Here is a 14,650-nt window from a genome sequence, read left to right as displayed (position 1 = left end):
GGGTGCCATGTTCGCAACGTTGCGTCGCTGCGGTAACCGGCCGGTGCTGGTGTGTCCTGAGGCCGTCATTGAGGAAGCAGCCGCGCCAGCCGTCGAGCCCGTCCTGCCTGTGGAGTACAGGGCCTTTTGTCTGCTGCACCAGGAGCGCTACATGCGATACACCCGGGAGCGGGTGCAGGACATGAGGATGAGCCGGCAGGTGGTGGGAGAGGCTCTGGGCAATCTCGCCATGATCTGGCCGGCGGTCATCAGCAGCCCGCGGCCGGCGGCGGTGGCGTGGCGGCTGCTGAATACTCTGATCTCATCCGAGGTGCGCCACCTCGAGTCACAGGTGGAGGAGCCGGTGGATGCGGTTCACCAGGTGCTGCCGTCGGCGCAGGCTGATGCGGTAATCCTGCGTTGTCGCCTGCAGTTGGATGATCGGCAGGCAGCAGAGTTGATGGGAGTTGAAGCGTCGGCGGTGGCTTCCCAGTTGCTCATGGCGGAGCGGACGATGCCAGGCGTGTTGACGGCACCACCCAGCCGGAGTTTGTGAGGCGGCGCATTTAGCCGTTGACCGCGCACGCCGGTAGCAGCATTGGCCTGGAGCCTGTCTAGCGCACTTCGGTCGGCAGGGAGTAGTTCTGTCGAGAACTACTCCCTGCCGGTTGCGGCATTCCTAGCATGGGGGTCTGCGGCATAAGGCGTGCCGCGAGGGCTCGACGACGGGCGGGGTGCCACAGTGGAGCGCGGGCAGATGCCGCGGCTGGACGTCATTGACGTCGCCTGGCCGAATCTTGCCCGAGTGAACAACTTCCTGCTCGGTGGCAAGGACAATTACCGTGCTGACCGGGAGGCGGGCGAGCGGCTTCTGCAGATCGCGCCTGAGGCGTCGCAGGTGGCCCAAGCAGCGCACCGCTTCCTGCTGCGGGTGACGAGTCATCTGGTGCAGGAGTATCGGATGCGTCAGTTCGTGGTGTTCGGCTGCGGGCTGCCCACTCCGGTGGGGGTGCATCAGGTCGCTCAGGCCAACACGGATCTCCGGGTCGTCTACGTCGATGATGATCCCTTGGTGCTCGTGCACGGCCGTGCACTGTGGGAAGACCGCCGGCACACCTTGGTCGTGCGTGGCGATGCGATGCAGGCGAGCTCACTGCTGCTTCGTTCCGATGTGCGTCAGATGATCGATCTCGCGTCGCCAGTTGCCGTGATGTTCGTGTCCGTGCTGCACACCGTGCCGGAACTCGCCGACGCTGCAAGGGTGCTTGAGCAGATGGCCGGGGTGCTCGCTCCCGGGAGCTTCATCGTGGCCAGCCACTTGGTCAGTGAGGACGCCGAGGTGCGGCAGCGGGCGAACGTGCTGCTGCAGGAGGTGGCAACCGCTGGCCACTGGGGACGCGTACGGTCACGCTCGGAGATCGAGCCGTTGTTCGTCCCGCTGCGCTTGGTGGCACCAGGACTGGTCGACGTCCATCAGTGGCGACCTGGCAGCGAAGCCTGCGCCGGAGACGGCAGCCGAAAGTGGGCCGAGTACGGCGCGGTCGCCATGGTGGGCTGACGTTCCAACCTGTCTCTTTGCCTCAGTCGAGAAGGTCGTTGAGGAAATCCACGCTTTCCTTCGGGGTCAGGGAGGCATGGGCCAGGCCGTCCAGCACTCTGCGGTAGCGCTGGGTCTCCTCCTGCTTGTCCAGGTAATCGGCGTCCTGGAGCTGTTCAAGGTAGACCACGTCAGGCAGCTCGAGGCCTTCATCGAAACGCAGGTGTGTGATCGGGAAGCCGGCCGCGATGCTTCCCGGCCGGTTGAACGGAGCGATCTGAATAGTGACGTGGTCCAGTTGTGCCATCGTCACCAGATGGCGCAACTGCTCCCTCAGGATCTGTTCGCCCCCCATGGGCCGGTGCAGAACAGCCTCGTCCAACAGCGCCCACAACCGGGGCGCCTCCTCGCGGGCAAGAACGTTCTGGCGGAGCTTGCGCAGCACGACCCGATCGTCGACCTCCTCCTGGGAGGCTTGCGGGTATGCCTGCCGCACCAGGGCCTCGGTGTAGGCAGGTGTCTGCAGCAGACCGGGTACCAGCTGGACCTCGTAGGTGCGGATGACGGAGGCGGCTTCTTGCAGGCCGATCAGCTTGCCGCACCAGTCCGGCAGGACGCCTTCGAAACGGTGCCACCAGCCGGGCTGGCGGGATATGCGGACCATTTCGGCGAAGTGACCGCGGACCTTGTCGTCGAAGACGCCGTAGAGGGTGAGCAGACTCATCACGTCGTCGTGCTTGCAGGCGACCTGTGCGCGCTCCACACGGGAGATCTTCGCTTCCGAGCCATCGATGTAACGGCCGGCCGCCTCCGCATCGATCCCTGCAGCCTTACGCAAGGTGCGCAGCAGGTTCCCGAGGACCAGGCGCAGCGCGACAGGGCTTCGTGCGGAGGCGGCTAGGTAGTACTCGAGAGTGGGGACATCGATCTGGTGGGCGGACGCGGGCATGGGGTCTCCTGTGATGGCCAGACGACGAGCGTCAGTCTTCCAGGATGCGGCCCGCAAAGAGTCCCCAATTGGGGTGTTCCTGGCTGGCGTCAGGTGGCGATCGGGTCGAACTCGCCGTCCTTCACCCCCGCGATGAAGGCCGCGACCTCCCCGCGCGTGTAGATGAGTGCAGGACCGTGGGGGTCCCGGGAGTTCCGCACGGCCACCTCACCGCCGCTCAGTAAGGCCACCTCGACACAGTTGCCGTCCGGTGTGCTGTGGCGGCTTTTGATCCACATGACGCTCCTCAGCGGATCGGCGAGTGCACCGTTCGGAATGTCGACCATGTTCACCCTCTTTCGATCGTGTCCGAATGCCTCTCATCTCTGACTCGGACTGCGTGCCCTGCTGTGGAGATGAGTTCCCGCCCGTTCACCTTCGGATGCAAGTCACGGATGCAATTGCATCCGTGACGAAGTCGCAGGGATACTGGCGAGGTCGGGCGAGGGCTTGCAGCCCGTACGACTGGACGTCTGCCGGGGGGATGAACAGTGACAGCGCACGCGACAACAACACTGAACCGTGGCGGAGAGATCGACAACCCGCTCCCCCACCAGAGTCCGCCGCCCATCTCCCACGGCACTCTGACCCCGCCGACCGCACCGGACTGGGGCCTTGCCCTCGGGATCAGTACGACCGACTTCACCGCCCGGGCCTTCACCAGCGACCCAAGGAGTCTGAAAGAAGTCAGGCTCTTCGTTCAAAAAACCATCCACGCCTGGGGGCTCGAGGCCTTCATCGACGACCTCATCCTCGTGGTCAACGAGCTCACCACCAATGCCGTCCGCCATGCTCTGACCTCCGACGACGAGACGCACGTCAACGCCTGGCTCGGGATGACGCGCACCGCAGGCTCCGTCGTCTGCGCTGTGACCGATCCCAGCTCCCTCCCTCCCAGGCCTCAGCCCCGCCAGGATCTGGCGCAAAAGGGCCGAGGCCTCCTCATCGTCGACGCCCTGACCAGCCAATGGGGCTACGCCCACACCCAGCCCGCGGGCAAGACCGTCTGGGCGCGCATCACGGCCAAGGGCCTCTGAGCCGACGCCCGCCCCTGAGACGCAGTCGCCGTATCGCGTGCGCGTCCATCCGATCGGGGACGGTGACGGCTGATCAGGTCAATCGTGGTGCGGTGAGAGCGTCGATGAGGACGCGCAAGGTCAGCAGAGTCCCGTCGGTGGCGGCCTTCGGATTACGGGCCAGAACCTGCACAGCGAGGTCCACCACAACGCAGAGCCGGCGCTCGGCCGCAGTTCGCGGAACCCCACGCAGGCAGGCCCGCAGGAAGTGCTCGCTCCAGCAGGTCCGCGCCAGATCATCGGCGATATCGCGCTCGCGCATCGTCGGGAACCACTTCCCGGCCCGGTAATCGTGCATCAGGACTGCGGTGCTGTGCCTCAGAGCAGTCACGGCGGTGGTCGACATGCACGGTGTAACGAGCGCCGCCCTTGTCAATGCACTCATCCAGGGGTCGGCGTCCCCGTTACGACAGCCCGCCTGCTAGGCGGATCACCAGGCCGGGGTTGTTGGTCCTGCGGGGCGGGCATGGCTTTACATCAGGCGACACGACGGATCTGAGGGGGCGCCGTGGCCCACAAGAAATCCTTGACCGCTCAGCTGGTACAGGCCTACCAGGAGGCAAAGAAGGCGAAGGCCGCCGAGCAGAAACGCCTGCAGCAGGAAGACGCCCGCCGCGCCCGCGCCGCAGAACAGGAGCAGCTGCAAAAGGAGCGGGCAGCGGCCAAGGAGGAACGGGAGCAGGCGCAGCGGTGGGCGACGGCGCAGCGGGAGAAAAGGCGGCAGGACGCGGAGCGCAAGCGGAAGGCGGAGCAGGTCGAGCGGGACCGGGTCTGTCCATCGAACGGCTCTGTCTCACATCAGGTGGTAACGGAGAGTCATACCAGCGGAGAGCGCCCTGAAGTGCTCTCTTGCAGGCCTACGAGATGCTCCCGGGGGCTCGGGTGACATCTTCCATGAGGTTGCTCGGTGCGGCGCATGGGCGTCTGCCGAGGCCCAACCTGCGGCTATTACTCCAAGCATTCGACGTCACCAGGCGTTACCACCGGATGTGAGACAGAGCCGTTCTTTGTACAGTCCCCCAGTAGGCGTCAGGGAGTGTTGGCAGCCAAGAAGAGGCCGACCCGTCCCGTTAGTACGGGCTGCAGGTCCCTCGTGGAGTCCTGACCTTCGGGAACCACTCTGAACCCACGGGGGAGGAGGCAAAAGCGTCCTCCCCCGACGGGGGATCCTCTACTTGCCTCGTACGTTGATGATCGGCATCTCGGCCTGATGCGCCGCCTCAACACCTTCATTGCTGTAGTCCACGACGAGGCACTGGGTCGGCAGTACAGCCATCCTCTCGGCGGCCTTGAGGAAGAGCTCGGGCGACGGCTTACCGCGGCTGACGTCTTCCCGCGTGACGACGACGGGGAACAGATCGTCAATCCCAGCCGCCTTCATGGTCGTGCGGATCATCGTCTCCGAGGAGCCCGATGCCACAGCGATCGGAAGGTGACCCTTCAACGACTCAGCGAACGCCACGACCCAGGAGATGGGCCTAACCTGATCGAGATTGCGCAGGTAGGCCTCGGTGCAGCGGCCGTCGATCTCCTGCACCGACACCGTCACCCTTATCTCCTGCTCCGCGGCAAGGAGTGCAACTGCCTCGTCAAGGGACGCGCCGGCATGGGCGTCGTACCAGGGACGGTCAAGGACCAGTCCGAGTCCACCGAACGCTTCACGACGTGCGAGGAAGTGGGCCTCATGCGAGTCGACCAGGGTGCCGTCAAAACCAAAAATTACGGCAGACAGAGTCATGCACTTCTCCATTCAGGGGCGAGGCTTGTATCAATGAGGGCTGCTGTTGAAGCGTCATACAGCCGAAGGCATAGCAGTCAGGAAGCCTGGACGGTATCGAGCCATTCCCGGTCTTCGAGCAGCGCTTTGACCGCGCGACCGAACATCACGGCATCCCGGCCGTTCACAATCCGGTGGTCGTAAGCGACTCCGAGATAGAAGAGGTCCCGGTCCACGGGTCCTGCTTGCACCCGCGGCAAGGGCGCTTGGCGGCCGCCGATCGACAGCATGCAGACCTGGCCAGGGAAGACAATCGGCTGAGCGAAGACCACGTCTTGGTCGTCGTTGAGAGACAGGGTGATGTTGCCACCAGCCAGATCCTCGCCCCGCAGGGTGCCGTCGAGTGCCTGGAGGCGCAACTCCATGAGGAGGTCGGCCACCTCTTGACCGGTGCGGCTGTGGGCGTCCTTGATGACGGGGATGGACAGGCCGGTTCCAACGTCGACAGTCACACCCACGTTGGGGGCTGGCGCAAGGATGACGCGAGCCCCGTCCGCGGGAGATGAGAAGAAAAGAGGATGGTCGGCGTGCTGTGCGGCCATCGCCTTCACCGCGAACTCTGCCAGTCCGAGTCCCGAGCCGGCGTCCCTCCCCTGGACCTCGTCGAAGGCATCCAATCCGACCCTCAACACGGTGAAGGCAGCAGGGATCGTCCGGTGCGATTCAGCGACCACTCGACCGACACCCTGCTGGGACTTTGGCAAGTTCATCACGGTCTCATTGGCGGGGGCAAGCAGGGCGGTCAGGTCGGATGCCTTGATGACCTTCTTCCCGAGACTTCGAACAGCCTCCGAGTCGATTGCATACTTGTCGATGAGCTCTTGTGCAGCTTTCGTCATCACCAACTCAGTGCTGGACAGTGTCCCGGCAGGAGCGGACTGCTGATGTGCAAGAAAGTTCCGGTACTCCTCGATGCTCTCGAAAAGGACGCCAATCCTTGAGCCGAACGCCGCCTCTGCCCCAGACTCAACAACGTGATGCAGGATCCCCGAAACTGGAGCTTCCAGCTCATTTACTGCCTTCGAGGTCTCCACCTCGACCAGGGGTTCCCCAGACGCCGTTTTAGCGCCTTCGCCCATGAGCCAACGGTTTACGACGGCAGCGCTATCTGTGTTGTTGAGCTTCGGAAGCACGATGTCACGCATGAAGAGCACTCCTGACACTCCGGTATATATCAGCCGTCTGGACGACTACGTCCTTTTCAAGATGGGCTGCGGTCGGAATGATCGAATTCTTGGAGTGCACCAGCTCGATACGCCCCGGAAGCTCATCCCACATCCTCTCGTAGAGCGCATGCGCCACTTCACTTCCCCAAGTTCCCCCGGCGGTGCTCTCTTCCACGACACACACCAGACCCGCTGTACTCAAGATGGGCACCAACGGATCCGGATCGATCGGAAAAATACGGGACGCCACGATGATCTGACAGCTGATCTCGTGCTCGATGAACAGATCACGCGCTGCCTGTAGACAGCGTTCGACCATCCCGCCCGCAGCGATGAGAACGACGTCGGATTTCTGGTACCCATCGATTGATATTCGGGCAAAATTTTGCTCTTCGTCTATGTAGTCGAACCCGAAGATGTCGTCGATTTGACCATCGCGGTACATGCGGCGGGTGTATAGAGTCTTGTCTTCGAAGAAAATGCAAGGTTCACCGCGGGTGAGCATTTTCTCCAGCACATCATGGTTGTCGTGCAACGGGGACAGTTCGAACAGCGACAGGTGCGGAATTCCGATAAAATGCTTGTGCAGGCTCTGACTGTGGGTCGGGCCGTAGCCGCGGCCTCCTCCGGACGGCGCTCGGAGAACCATGTGCATGGGAAGCCTAACCCCGTACATCGCCACGGATTTACTGGCGAAATTGAGGATGGAATCGAAGGCGAGAGCAGCGAAGTCGGCAAACATCATCTCGACGATCGCCTTACCGCCGGACAGTGCGATGCCGCCGGCGACACCAGTGATCGACGCTTCACTGAGCGGTGTCGAAAGTACACGCTCAGGGTAGGAGGAGGAAAGCCCTCTGGTTACCTTGAACGCGCCTCCGTAGGGGTCGCAGACGTCCTCTCCCAGGAGGTAGAGCTGCTTGTCTGCGCCAATCGCCGAGTGGAGGGCGCGGTTGAGGTTTTCGGAAACACGTTCATGGATGCTCACGAGTTGTCCCATCGGGAAGCGGGGCGGGACTCGACGGAGCGCACAACGGTGTCGATGAGCTCGCGCTGTCGTTCGTCGGCGGCCCGGAACTGTGCAGGATGCTGCCGTTCGTAAGCCGAGTACCAGTCGTGCTCCCTGACACGAGCGAGCTCCGTTGCGTCCCGGGTGTCGTCGCCCTTGCTGTGTGGGCCGATCCGATTCGTGTCGAACTCGATCACAACAGGGCCGGCCCCATTCCGCACCCCGGCAAAAACAGAATCGAGCTGTTCTCGGATCTGGTTAATGTCGTTCCCGCGTACCAGATGGTGGGCGATGTCGAACGCGGAGGCCCTACCGGCAATCGATCCGGCCATCTGCTTCTCCGTGGCCGTCGACTGGGCAATATGGTTGTTCTCCACCACCACGACCAGCGGCAGACACCAGAGCCTGGCCATGTTCAAGGTCTCATAGACAGTTCCCTCGCCCCACGTCCCATCGCCGATGTAGACGGCAGCCAGAGCGCCCTCACCCGCGCTCTTCATCGTCAGGGCCACACCCGCAGCGACTGGCAGGCTCTCTCCTTGGACACCAGTGGAAAGATAGCCCTCTCGGCGGATGTGTTGGCTCCCCCCGACACCCGAACAGACTGCGCCCTCTCGGCCCATAATCTCGGCAAGAAGACTTTCTGGGTCTCGGAAGCGGCTCAGATAGTGCCCGTGGCCGCGGTGATTGCTAAACACGAAGTCACCGCGACCAAAGAACGGCTCCAATGCGACGGGGATGTACTCCTGACCTAGACAGGTGTGGGTCGTACCGTGCAGCTTTCCCTCACCGAACAGCTCAAGTAGAGCTGACTCGAAATGCCGGATCAGCAGCAGTAGTTCCAAGTCGTCGTCAACGAGACGCGAAAGTGTCATTTCGGCACCGTGAGTGTTGGGACAGGCCGTCGTTGCGGGAGTCCGGCTGATCATCGAGTACGGACGAGGCGGTCGGTGACGCTCCATGCCTCATTTGTGAGCGTCGATTTCACTACGGTCGAAAAATCGCGTGAGACTGTTCTCCACCTGCCGGCCCAGCTCCGTGATTACGTCCACGTCGTACCTTTCCGTGCTGTAGAACCAGACGAGCTCCAGATGACCGTCTCGTACTTCGGCCCACACCTTGATGGGGTACTGTTGCTCACCCTCAGGCGAAATGTAGGCCCCGGTGTCACCCTTGACATCGGACAGCGGAGCCTCCCATGGCGGTTCGAGTCCGTCCGCTCCTCGATAATTGATGTACAGCTCGGGAGTGGGGAGGGCACGTATCGCGTCCACCACCTCGGAGCGCGGCGACGTATAGCGCAGAGCACCCCAGGTATGCTCCAGCTCGCGAATACTGCGGACCTGCTCGATGAGCTCAGACCGAGGTTCGACACGGGCTGCAACATCGACCTGGAGGACGTACGGGGCGACGGTAAACATCCATCCGATGGTCCGGGTCACTTCGTGGTGGGGTACAACTGGACGACGGCCGTGACGGCAAAGTTCGAAGTGCACGGTACTCGAACCGGAAACTGCGGCAATCGCTTCAGCCATGGCAACCAGCAGTGCCTCTTCGGCGGAGATCCCCTGTGCCTTGGGCGCATTCAGGAAAGCCTGAGTGGTCCGCTCATCCAACAGCTGCTTGACCGTCCGCACATAGCGCCGATTCAGGCTTCCCTCCGCGTCCCGTTCGGGCAGTCGGCCAGTGTTCTTCCAGGGCAGGGCCAGCCACTGATTGCCGGCGGCAAGGATGCTGGGGCTCTCCGCCATCCGCTGCACGGCGACTGCGTGTTCGGTGTATTGGGTGGCTGCCGGCAGCAACCCACTTGAGGTGGCTCCCACGGCGATGTCACGGTAGAGAACACTCAGTTCCTCCGCCAGTACGGCCGCCGAAAGGCCATCGCAGAACATGTGGTGGATGATCACCATGAGCTGATCTGCTTCCGTGCTTCTGAACACGGCCGCGGCGAGGATGGGACCCGCAGATAGGTCCATACCGCTCTGCAGGCGCTCTGCCACCTCTGAGCGCAGAGCCAGGCTCTCCTTCGAGGAAAGGTCCCTCAGATCGTGCCACTCCAAGGGAAAAATATCTTCGGCTGCGGGTGCCAGAGTCTGGACGAACTCGCCGTTGCAGCGTGAGATGCGACACCGCAGGGCATCGTGGCGTGCCACGAGAGCCGACAAAGCGGCGCCCATGGAGTTTCGGTCGAGAGGCTCCTGCGACTGCGCCAACAGGGCCAGGTTGTAGTGGTTGTGGTCGCCCATAGGCCATTCCAGGAACCTGTGCTGGATCGGCAAAAGGGGGTACGTGCGATCGACGGCGGGGGTGTCTGCCGACTGCGCGGGCGGTTGCTCAGCGCGAACAGCGGACTGCCTGCCCTCGGCCGCCTGAGCCTGGCCGGCGATGGTCCGGTGGGTGCGCATGTCAGCAGGACTGAGCTTCAGTCCGTGCTTTCGTGCCGCAGAGAGCAGGCGCATTGTTCCGAGGCTGTCCCCACCGAGACCAAAGAAGTCGTCGTGAATTCCGATCCGGTCAACTTTGAGGATGGTGCTCCAGATGTCCCGGAGGATCTCCTGCGTGCCGGTCACCGGCTGACCGGTTTCATTGCTCATTCAGTGTTCGCCGTTTCGTAACGATTGATGGAATGGTCACAGGCCAGGGGCCTCCCTGACGGCGGAGGTCTGCCTTCAGTAAGATGCAAGGCGGTCCAGTTCAGCGAGGATCCGCGCGGCAAGAGCGCTTGCGAACTCGGCGGGTACCCAGCTGGGCTGATAGGCGATGGTCAGGTACGGACCGTTGACACGGTTCTCCCACACTTCGGTGAGCAGTTCGGTTGGTAGCCCGAAGGGAACGGGACGGAAGAACTCACTCCGCGCGCCTCGCAGATCCAGAGTTGGCGGAGGGGTGTTCTGCAGAGCAAACATATTCTGAAACAACGGAGGGCGTTCGTCGCGTGGCGGGTTCACCAGTCGTACGACCTCGTTCACGGCAATATCCCGTGAGGCAAAGGCACCGCGGACGATGGCCGAGACGTGTTGCAGATCATCGCTGAATGCAGCACCCACCACGCGCAGCCGCATGCAAAGGACGTCGATGAGACATGACACCGCTGTGTCCAGGAGGCTGTCGCCGCGCTGGGCAACTGGGGTGCCCACACCGAAGTCACGCTGACCGGAGACCTCCGCCAAAGCTCGACCGTAAGCCGTCAGAAGAACGATGTACGGGGTGACTCCGTGGGCTTCGGCATACCGTCCGACCTTGTCGAGAGTTCCGGTGGAAAGGTGATACTCCAGTACCTGCGGGCCTGACTTCGGGGGGATGCAGGGGGAGTTCGGATAGATCAGCTGCGGAATGCCGGCGAGCTCGACTTTCCAGTGAACCCGTTGGGCCTCCAACTCGGAAGCGTCCGTGCAGGTGCTGCGCGACCGAGCCACCTGATGTAGGGACGGCGCGGGTATCCCGGTTGGGGCAACGTCGACCAAGTGGGCGTTGTATGCCTGGCTGAGATCTTGGGAGAGGATTGCCTCGGACCATCCATCGACCGCGATGTGGTGTGCAGCAAGGCCGACGAGATGAAGCCCCTCTCCAGATACGGAGACCGTGACGAGCCGCCAGACTTCTGCTTTCTCGAGGCGAAAGGGTGCGGCTAGTGCGTCGCCGAGGAGGGTGTAGGCCTGTGCGATGGTACTCGCGGACAGTGGTGTCACGTGCGGTGCAGCAACTTCGACCACTTCCGCAAGGGGTTCCGCCTCAAGCCTGTACGAGGCGCGAAGCGACTCGTGGCGTTGATGGATGTACCGGACTGCACGCTCTAGAGCCAAGGGGTTCAGCTCACCTTCAACCTTCCAACTCATCGCGCAGTGCTGGCTGAGGTCATCAGGATCGAAGAGGTGCTGCAGGAGCATGTCCGTTTGGAGTGCCCCCAAAGGTACCGGCCCCTTCTCCGAGAGGTCGATAGGGGTCGTCGGAAGTTCCGTGTTCTCCTGCTCCAGCCAGTGGGCGAGTGCTCTTACCGTGGGCGTTCGGTGAATCACCGAAAGCGGCAGCCTCCGCTGTTGAGGCCCGCCAAACACATCACGGACTCGGGATGCCAGTTGCGTGGCCAGGAGGGAATGGCCACCGACGACGAAGAAATCGTCGTCGATACCGATCGGTCCGTAGCCGAGCACGTCGTTGAAGATCTTACAGAGGATGGTCTCGGTGGAGGAGCGGGGCTCGACCACCTCTTCTGCCAGGCGCTCAATGACGTTGGGCAGTGCCATTCTGTCGAGTTTTCCGTTGTTGGTGAGCGGCAGTGAATCCACTGTCCCGATTGCTGCGGGGACCATGTAGTGGGGAAGCACATCGACGAGGAATGCACGGATGCTTCGAGTGTCGAGTGTCGTTCCCGGCTCCGGGACAATGTGGGCAATCAGACTCGGCTCGGTGCAGGCGGAGGTCCGCACGGCGGCTGCCGCTTGGCGCACACCGGGGTACTTCATCAAGCCAGCTTCAACGTCACCGAGTTCGATCCGATATCCGCGGAGCTTCACCTGGCTGTCGGCGCGCCCCCTGTACTCTAGGCGTCCGCGGCTGTCCATCCTGGCGAGGTCGCCCGAAAGGTAGCCGCGTGTGGGGCGTCCATCGCGGTCGGCTAGCGTGACAAATCGTGCGGCAGTCAACTCAGGTTGTCCCAGGTAGCCCAGGCTCACACCGGGCCCCGTTACTACGATCTCCCCAGTCTCCCCGGACTTCACGTGATGGAGATCTGGGTCGACCACGAGCAGGTCTAGGTCAGGCAGCGGCCGGCCAATCAGGCTGATGTCGCCGTCGAGTTCCGTCTGGCTCACGCGGTGATATGAAGCATGCACGGTGGTCTCTGTGATGCCGTACATGTTGACGAGGGACGGTGAAGAGTCACCGTACTTCGCAGTCCAACCCTTAAGCTCGGAAAATCGCAGGGCTTCCCCGCCGAAGATGACATGCCTGAGCTGGAGTCGCTCGTGCGAACGCGCATCTTCGACGCTCAACTGGCTGAAGGCAGAGGGCGTCTGATTGAGGACGGTGACCCGTTCGCGGTGCAAGAGGTTCAGAAATTCCGCAGGATCCTTGGAGGTACTACCCGAGACAACAACAGCACAACCACCGAACAGGAGCGCCCCCCAGATCTCCCAGACCGAGAAATCGAACGCGAAGGAGTGGAACACCGTCCAGACGTCATCAGGTGAAAAGTTGAAGATAGATTCGGTTTCCGAAAATAGCCTCAGGACGTTCGAATGAGACACCTCGACGCCCTTGGGACGTCCAGTAGTTCCGGAGGTGAAGATGATGTAGGCGCAGTGCCCTGGGCCAGTCTTAGTCGGAATAAAGGATGAAGCCGAGTGTGCTTCCTGGTGGTTGTCCGCGATGACGCGCGTCATTCCCGGCGGAAGCTGCTCCGCCAACGCATGGGATGTCACAACGGAGGAAGGTGCGGCGTCCTCGAGGACCATTCTGTTCCTGACCGCAGGCGCCGCAGGGTCTAGTGGGACGTAGGGGGAGCCAGTCTTGAGGATGGCGACCATGGCCACCACCATCTCAGGGGACCGATCAAGAAGCACAGCCACGGGGCGACGGTCAGGCAGAGAGTGAGTGCGCAGCTCAGAAGCCATAAGAGAAGAGAGCCGGTCCAACTCACGGTAGGTGAGGGCCCTCCCTGCGTGCTTGACCGCGATCCGCTCCGGATGCTCGGCAACGACACTCGAAAAGGCCTCGACAAGTGACGTTGAGGCGTCCCAAGAGCGCAAGGTTCCCACTTCTCACTCGACTTCCATGAAGGAAAGGATGACCCACGTGGTGGGTGATAATAAACTAGATCCCTTGACGGAGCTGTGATTGCCTGCGTCGCATCAAGGGGGAAAGCACACTTCTAATTCCTGCTCTGGACGGGAGTCACGGACTCACGATGTAAGGCGTGACAAGTGGCGCATCGCGGCGCGCACGGAGTCACGCTTACGCAATGACGAGAACCGCGCTTTGCGCCAGCAAACACAAGACACCACGTGTACCCGAGGCTGATGGACTGGAAGGTTGCGTGCGACCCCTTCCAAAGCGGCCTGTACAGACCACCTGCGCCGGGCTTACAGGTAAGCAAGTACCCGGCCTGACCACTTAGCGGCCCAAAGCCAGCACAACGTATCAGCCTCCGCAGGGGTGTCAAGAAATCCTTTGGTGCCTTGGCGATAGCCAGCGTTGAGGTTTCCCAAACATCTACCGGACAGTAATTTTCGACTATCGGAAACCGATAAATGCGGAAATAATGGATATTAAGGTTGCCCCAAAATGAATATGCAGTGACATTTAGACCTCCCCGGATGTTTTGACATGTCTCTGACAACTTGTAGTGATCTTGCGGCCAACATTGGCGAGACAGGAACAATTCAGGCACCCCGCATCTTGCGCCTTGATCATGCGAGCAGGCAGACTGTCGGCGGCCGGTCACCGGTTCAAAATGCGACTTGCATTGCTGATTGCCGTTTTTTCTTGCAATCTATGGCTCAATTGGACGGTCTCTCAGGGGGGGGATTGCGTTCGGCCGGCTGGCGTTTCCGCGGTCTGTTCAAGAGCGTGCAGCAGAGGGGGCGGAGGGGGAGTCCGCCCAGCGGGTATCGCATACCTTTCGAGCCGTGCCGAGTCCGGAGCGCGCCCCAAATCAACTTGACGTGCACCGTGCCGGATCTGGCGACCCTCCCCCGCGTCTGGACCGACACGGTCCTTGAATTGCAACACTCAAGATTGGATACAATTCCATGCTCATCGACCGTCATGACCCGAGCAAGTACAAGCACGAGTACGACGTCCGCGTGAGGCGTCTCGCCGACTTCCTTTCGCACATGGCTCCTGTCAAGGAGGAGATGGGCTCCTCGCTGGTGGAGTTCGCCCCCGGTGAGAAGGTGCGAGAGCACGTCAACAGGGAGCGCGTGGAGGAGATCTTCCTCCTCCTTGACGGCACCGCCGAGTTCTATCTCAATGGAGAGACCGAGACGCTCTACGCCGGCGACTGCGCGTTCGCCCCGGTCGGCCAGCCGCACTCGTTTACCAACACGTCAGAGCACACCAGCCGACTGCTCTGTGTGTGGTGGAAGGTGCCTGTAGTCAGCCCAGAGCAGGTCTGACGG

At 62.1% G+C, this 14,650-nt stretch carries 14 protein-coding genes; 5 read left to right on the top strand and 9 right to left on the bottom strand.

The genetic code is table 11. The features are described 5' to 3' along the window. The first annotated feature begins 7 nt into the window (after window positions 1-7). The gene (locus CHF15_RS40775; protein ID WP_143681748.1) at window positions 8-535 is read left to right on the top strand and encodes a hypothetical protein; all 528 of its coding nucleotides are present in this window, start codon (window positions 8-10) and stop codon (window positions 533-535) included. A 186-nt stretch (window positions 536-721) separates the two neighbouring features. Then, a complete protein-coding gene (locus CHF15_RS40770; protein ID WP_089228999.1) occupies window positions 722-1,537 on the top strand; it encodes an SAM-dependent methyltransferase in 816 nt (271 codons plus the stop codon). A gap of 22 nt (window positions 1,538-1,559) precedes the next feature. On the opposite strand, the gene CHF15_RS40765 is transcribed toward CHF15_RS40770, so the two are convergent. Together CHF15_RS40765 and CHF15_RS40760 are read right to left on the bottom strand one after the other, a co-directional pair. Beyond that, the gene (locus tag CHF15_RS40765; protein ID WP_089228998.1) at window positions 1,560-2,465 is read right to left on the bottom strand and encodes a helix-turn-helix domain-containing protein; all 906 of its coding nucleotides are present in this window, start codon (window positions 2,463-2,465) and stop codon (window positions 1,560-1,562) included. An 89-nt stretch (window positions 2,466-2,554) separates the two neighbouring features. Next, the gene (locus CHF15_RS40760; protein ID WP_089228997.1) at window positions 2,555-2,791 is read right to left on the bottom strand and encodes a DUF397 domain-containing protein; all 237 of its coding nucleotides are present in this window, start codon (window positions 2,789-2,791) and stop codon (window positions 2,555-2,557) included. Window positions 2,792-2,995: 204 nt separating this feature from the next. Between CHF15_RS40760 and CHF15_RS40755 the strand changes: the two genes are divergently transcribed. Then, the gene (locus CHF15_RS40755; RefSeq protein ID WP_245939323.1) at window positions 2,996-3,541 is read left to right on the top strand and encodes an ATP-binding protein; all 546 of its coding nucleotides are present in this window, start codon (window positions 2,996-2,998) and stop codon (window positions 3,539-3,541) included. A 73-nt stretch (window positions 3,542-3,614) separates the two neighbouring features. Here CHF15_RS40755 and CHF15_RS40750 read toward each other — a convergent pair whose 3' ends face one another. Beyond that, on the bottom strand, window positions 3,615-3,926 hold the full coding sequence (locus tag CHF15_RS40750) for a hypothetical protein (protein ID WP_089228996.1): 312 nt from the start codon (window positions 3,924-3,926) through the stop codon (window positions 3,615-3,617). A 162-nt stretch (window positions 3,927-4,088) separates the two neighbouring features. Between CHF15_RS40750 and CHF15_RS40745 the strand changes: the two genes are divergently transcribed. Then, the gene (locus CHF15_RS40745; RefSeq protein ID WP_089228995.1) at window positions 4,089-4,466 is read left to right on the top strand and encodes a hypothetical protein; all 378 of its coding nucleotides are present in this window, start codon (window positions 4,089-4,091) and stop codon (window positions 4,464-4,466) included. Window positions 4,467-4,751: 285 nt separating this feature from the next. On the opposite strand, the gene CHF15_RS40740 is transcribed toward CHF15_RS40745, so the two are convergent. The 6 genes from CHF15_RS40740 to CHF15_RS40715 all read right to left on the bottom strand — a co-directional run bounded on the left by CHF15_RS40740 (window position 4,752) and on the right by CHF15_RS40715 (window position 13,288). Continuing rightward, window positions 4,752-5,318: an HAD family hydrolase gene (locus CHF15_RS40740; RefSeq protein ID WP_179280207.1), complete on the bottom strand. Its 567-nt coding sequence runs from the start codon at window positions 5,316-5,318 to the stop codon at window positions 4,752-4,754. Between the two features lie 77 nt (window positions 5,319-5,395). Continuing rightward, window positions 5,396-6,502, bottom strand: a complete 1,107-nt coding sequence (locus CHF15_RS40735; protein WP_089228993.1) for a 2-oxo acid dehydrogenase subunit E2 — start codon at window positions 6,500-6,502, stop codon at window positions 5,396-5,398. Then, window positions 6,495-7,511 carry an alpha-ketoacid dehydrogenase subunit beta gene (locus CHF15_RS40730; protein ID WP_245939322.1) on the bottom strand — a complete coding sequence of 339 codons (1,017 nt, stop codon included), beginning with the start codon at window positions 7,509-7,511 and terminating at the stop codon, window positions 6,495-6,497. The genes CHF15_RS40735 and CHF15_RS40730 overlap by 8 nt, the downstream gene beginning before the upstream one ends. Beyond that, complete coding sequence (locus tag CHF15_RS40725; protein ID WP_220093397.1) at window positions 7,508-8,407, bottom strand: thiamine pyrophosphate-dependent dehydrogenase E1 component subunit alpha; 900 nt, start codon at window positions 8,405-8,407, stop codon at window positions 7,508-7,510. Before CHF15_RS40725 ends, CHF15_RS40730 begins: the two co-directional genes overlap by 4 nt. 90 nt (window positions 8,408-8,497) lie before the next feature. Continuing rightward, complete coding sequence (locus CHF15_RS40720; RefSeq protein ID WP_089228990.1) at window positions 8,498-10,126, bottom strand: condensation domain-containing protein; 1,629 nt, start codon at window positions 10,124-10,126, stop codon at window positions 8,498-8,500. 75 nt (window positions 10,127-10,201) lie between these two features. Then, a complete protein-coding gene (locus tag CHF15_RS40715; RefSeq protein WP_089228989.1) occupies window positions 10,202-13,288 on the bottom strand; it encodes an amino acid adenylation domain-containing protein in 3,087 nt (1,028 codons plus the stop codon). A gap of 993 nt (window positions 13,289-14,281) precedes the next feature. On the opposite strand from CHF15_RS40715, the gene CHF15_RS40710 reads away from it, so the two are divergent. Beyond that, window positions 14,282-14,647, top strand: coding sequence for a cupin domain-containing protein (locus CHF15_RS40710; RefSeq protein ID WP_089228988.1), 366 nt, complete (start codon window positions 14,282-14,284; stop codon window positions 14,645-14,647). Window positions 14,648-14,650: the final 3 nt, after the last annotated feature.

It is taken from the genome of Actinacidiphila glaucinigra (genome assembly GCF_900188405.1).
GTDB lineage: Bacteria > Actinomycetota > Actinomycetes > Streptomycetales > Streptomycetaceae > Actinacidiphila > Actinacidiphila glaucinigra.
This window is presented reverse-complemented; position numbering and strand designations above follow the sequence as displayed.

Excerpts from the sequence above, each read along its gene's own strand:
- CHF15_RS40775 (WP_143681748.1), top strand. The coding sequence starts at position 8 with ATGTTCGCAACGTTGCGTCGCTGCGGTAACCGGCCGGTGCTGGTGTGT.
- CHF15_RS40765 (WP_089228998.1), bottom strand. The coding sequence starts at position 2,465 with ATGCCCGCGTCCGCCCACCAGATCGATGTCCCCACTCTCGAGTACTAC.
- CHF15_RS40760 (WP_089228997.1), bottom strand. The coding sequence starts at position 2,791 with ATGGTCGACATTCCGAACGGTGCACTCGCCGATCCGCTGAGGAGCGTC.
- CHF15_RS40750 (WP_089228996.1), bottom strand. The coding sequence starts at position 3,926 with ATGTCGACCACCGCCGTGACTGCTCTGAGGCACAGCACCGCAGTCCTG.
- CHF15_RS40740 (WP_179280207.1), bottom strand. The coding sequence starts at position 5,318 with ATGACTCTGTCTGCCGTAATTTTTGGTTTTGACGGCACCCTGGTCGAC.
- CHF15_RS40735 (WP_089228993.1), bottom strand. The coding sequence starts at position 6,502 with ATGCGTGACATCGTGCTTCCGAAGCTCAACAACACAGATAGCGCTGCC.
- CHF15_RS40725 (WP_220093397.1), bottom strand. The coding sequence starts at position 8,407 with ATGACACTTTCGCGTCTCGTTGACGACGACTTGGAACTACTGCTGCTG.
- CHF15_RS40720 (WP_089228990.1), bottom strand. The coding sequence starts at position 10,126 with ATGAGCAATGAAACCGGTCAGCCGGTGACCGGCACGCAGGAGATCCTC.
- CHF15_RS40710 (WP_089228988.1), top strand. The coding sequence starts at position 14,282 with ATGCTCATCGACCGTCATGACCCGAGCAAGTACAAGCACGAGTACGAC.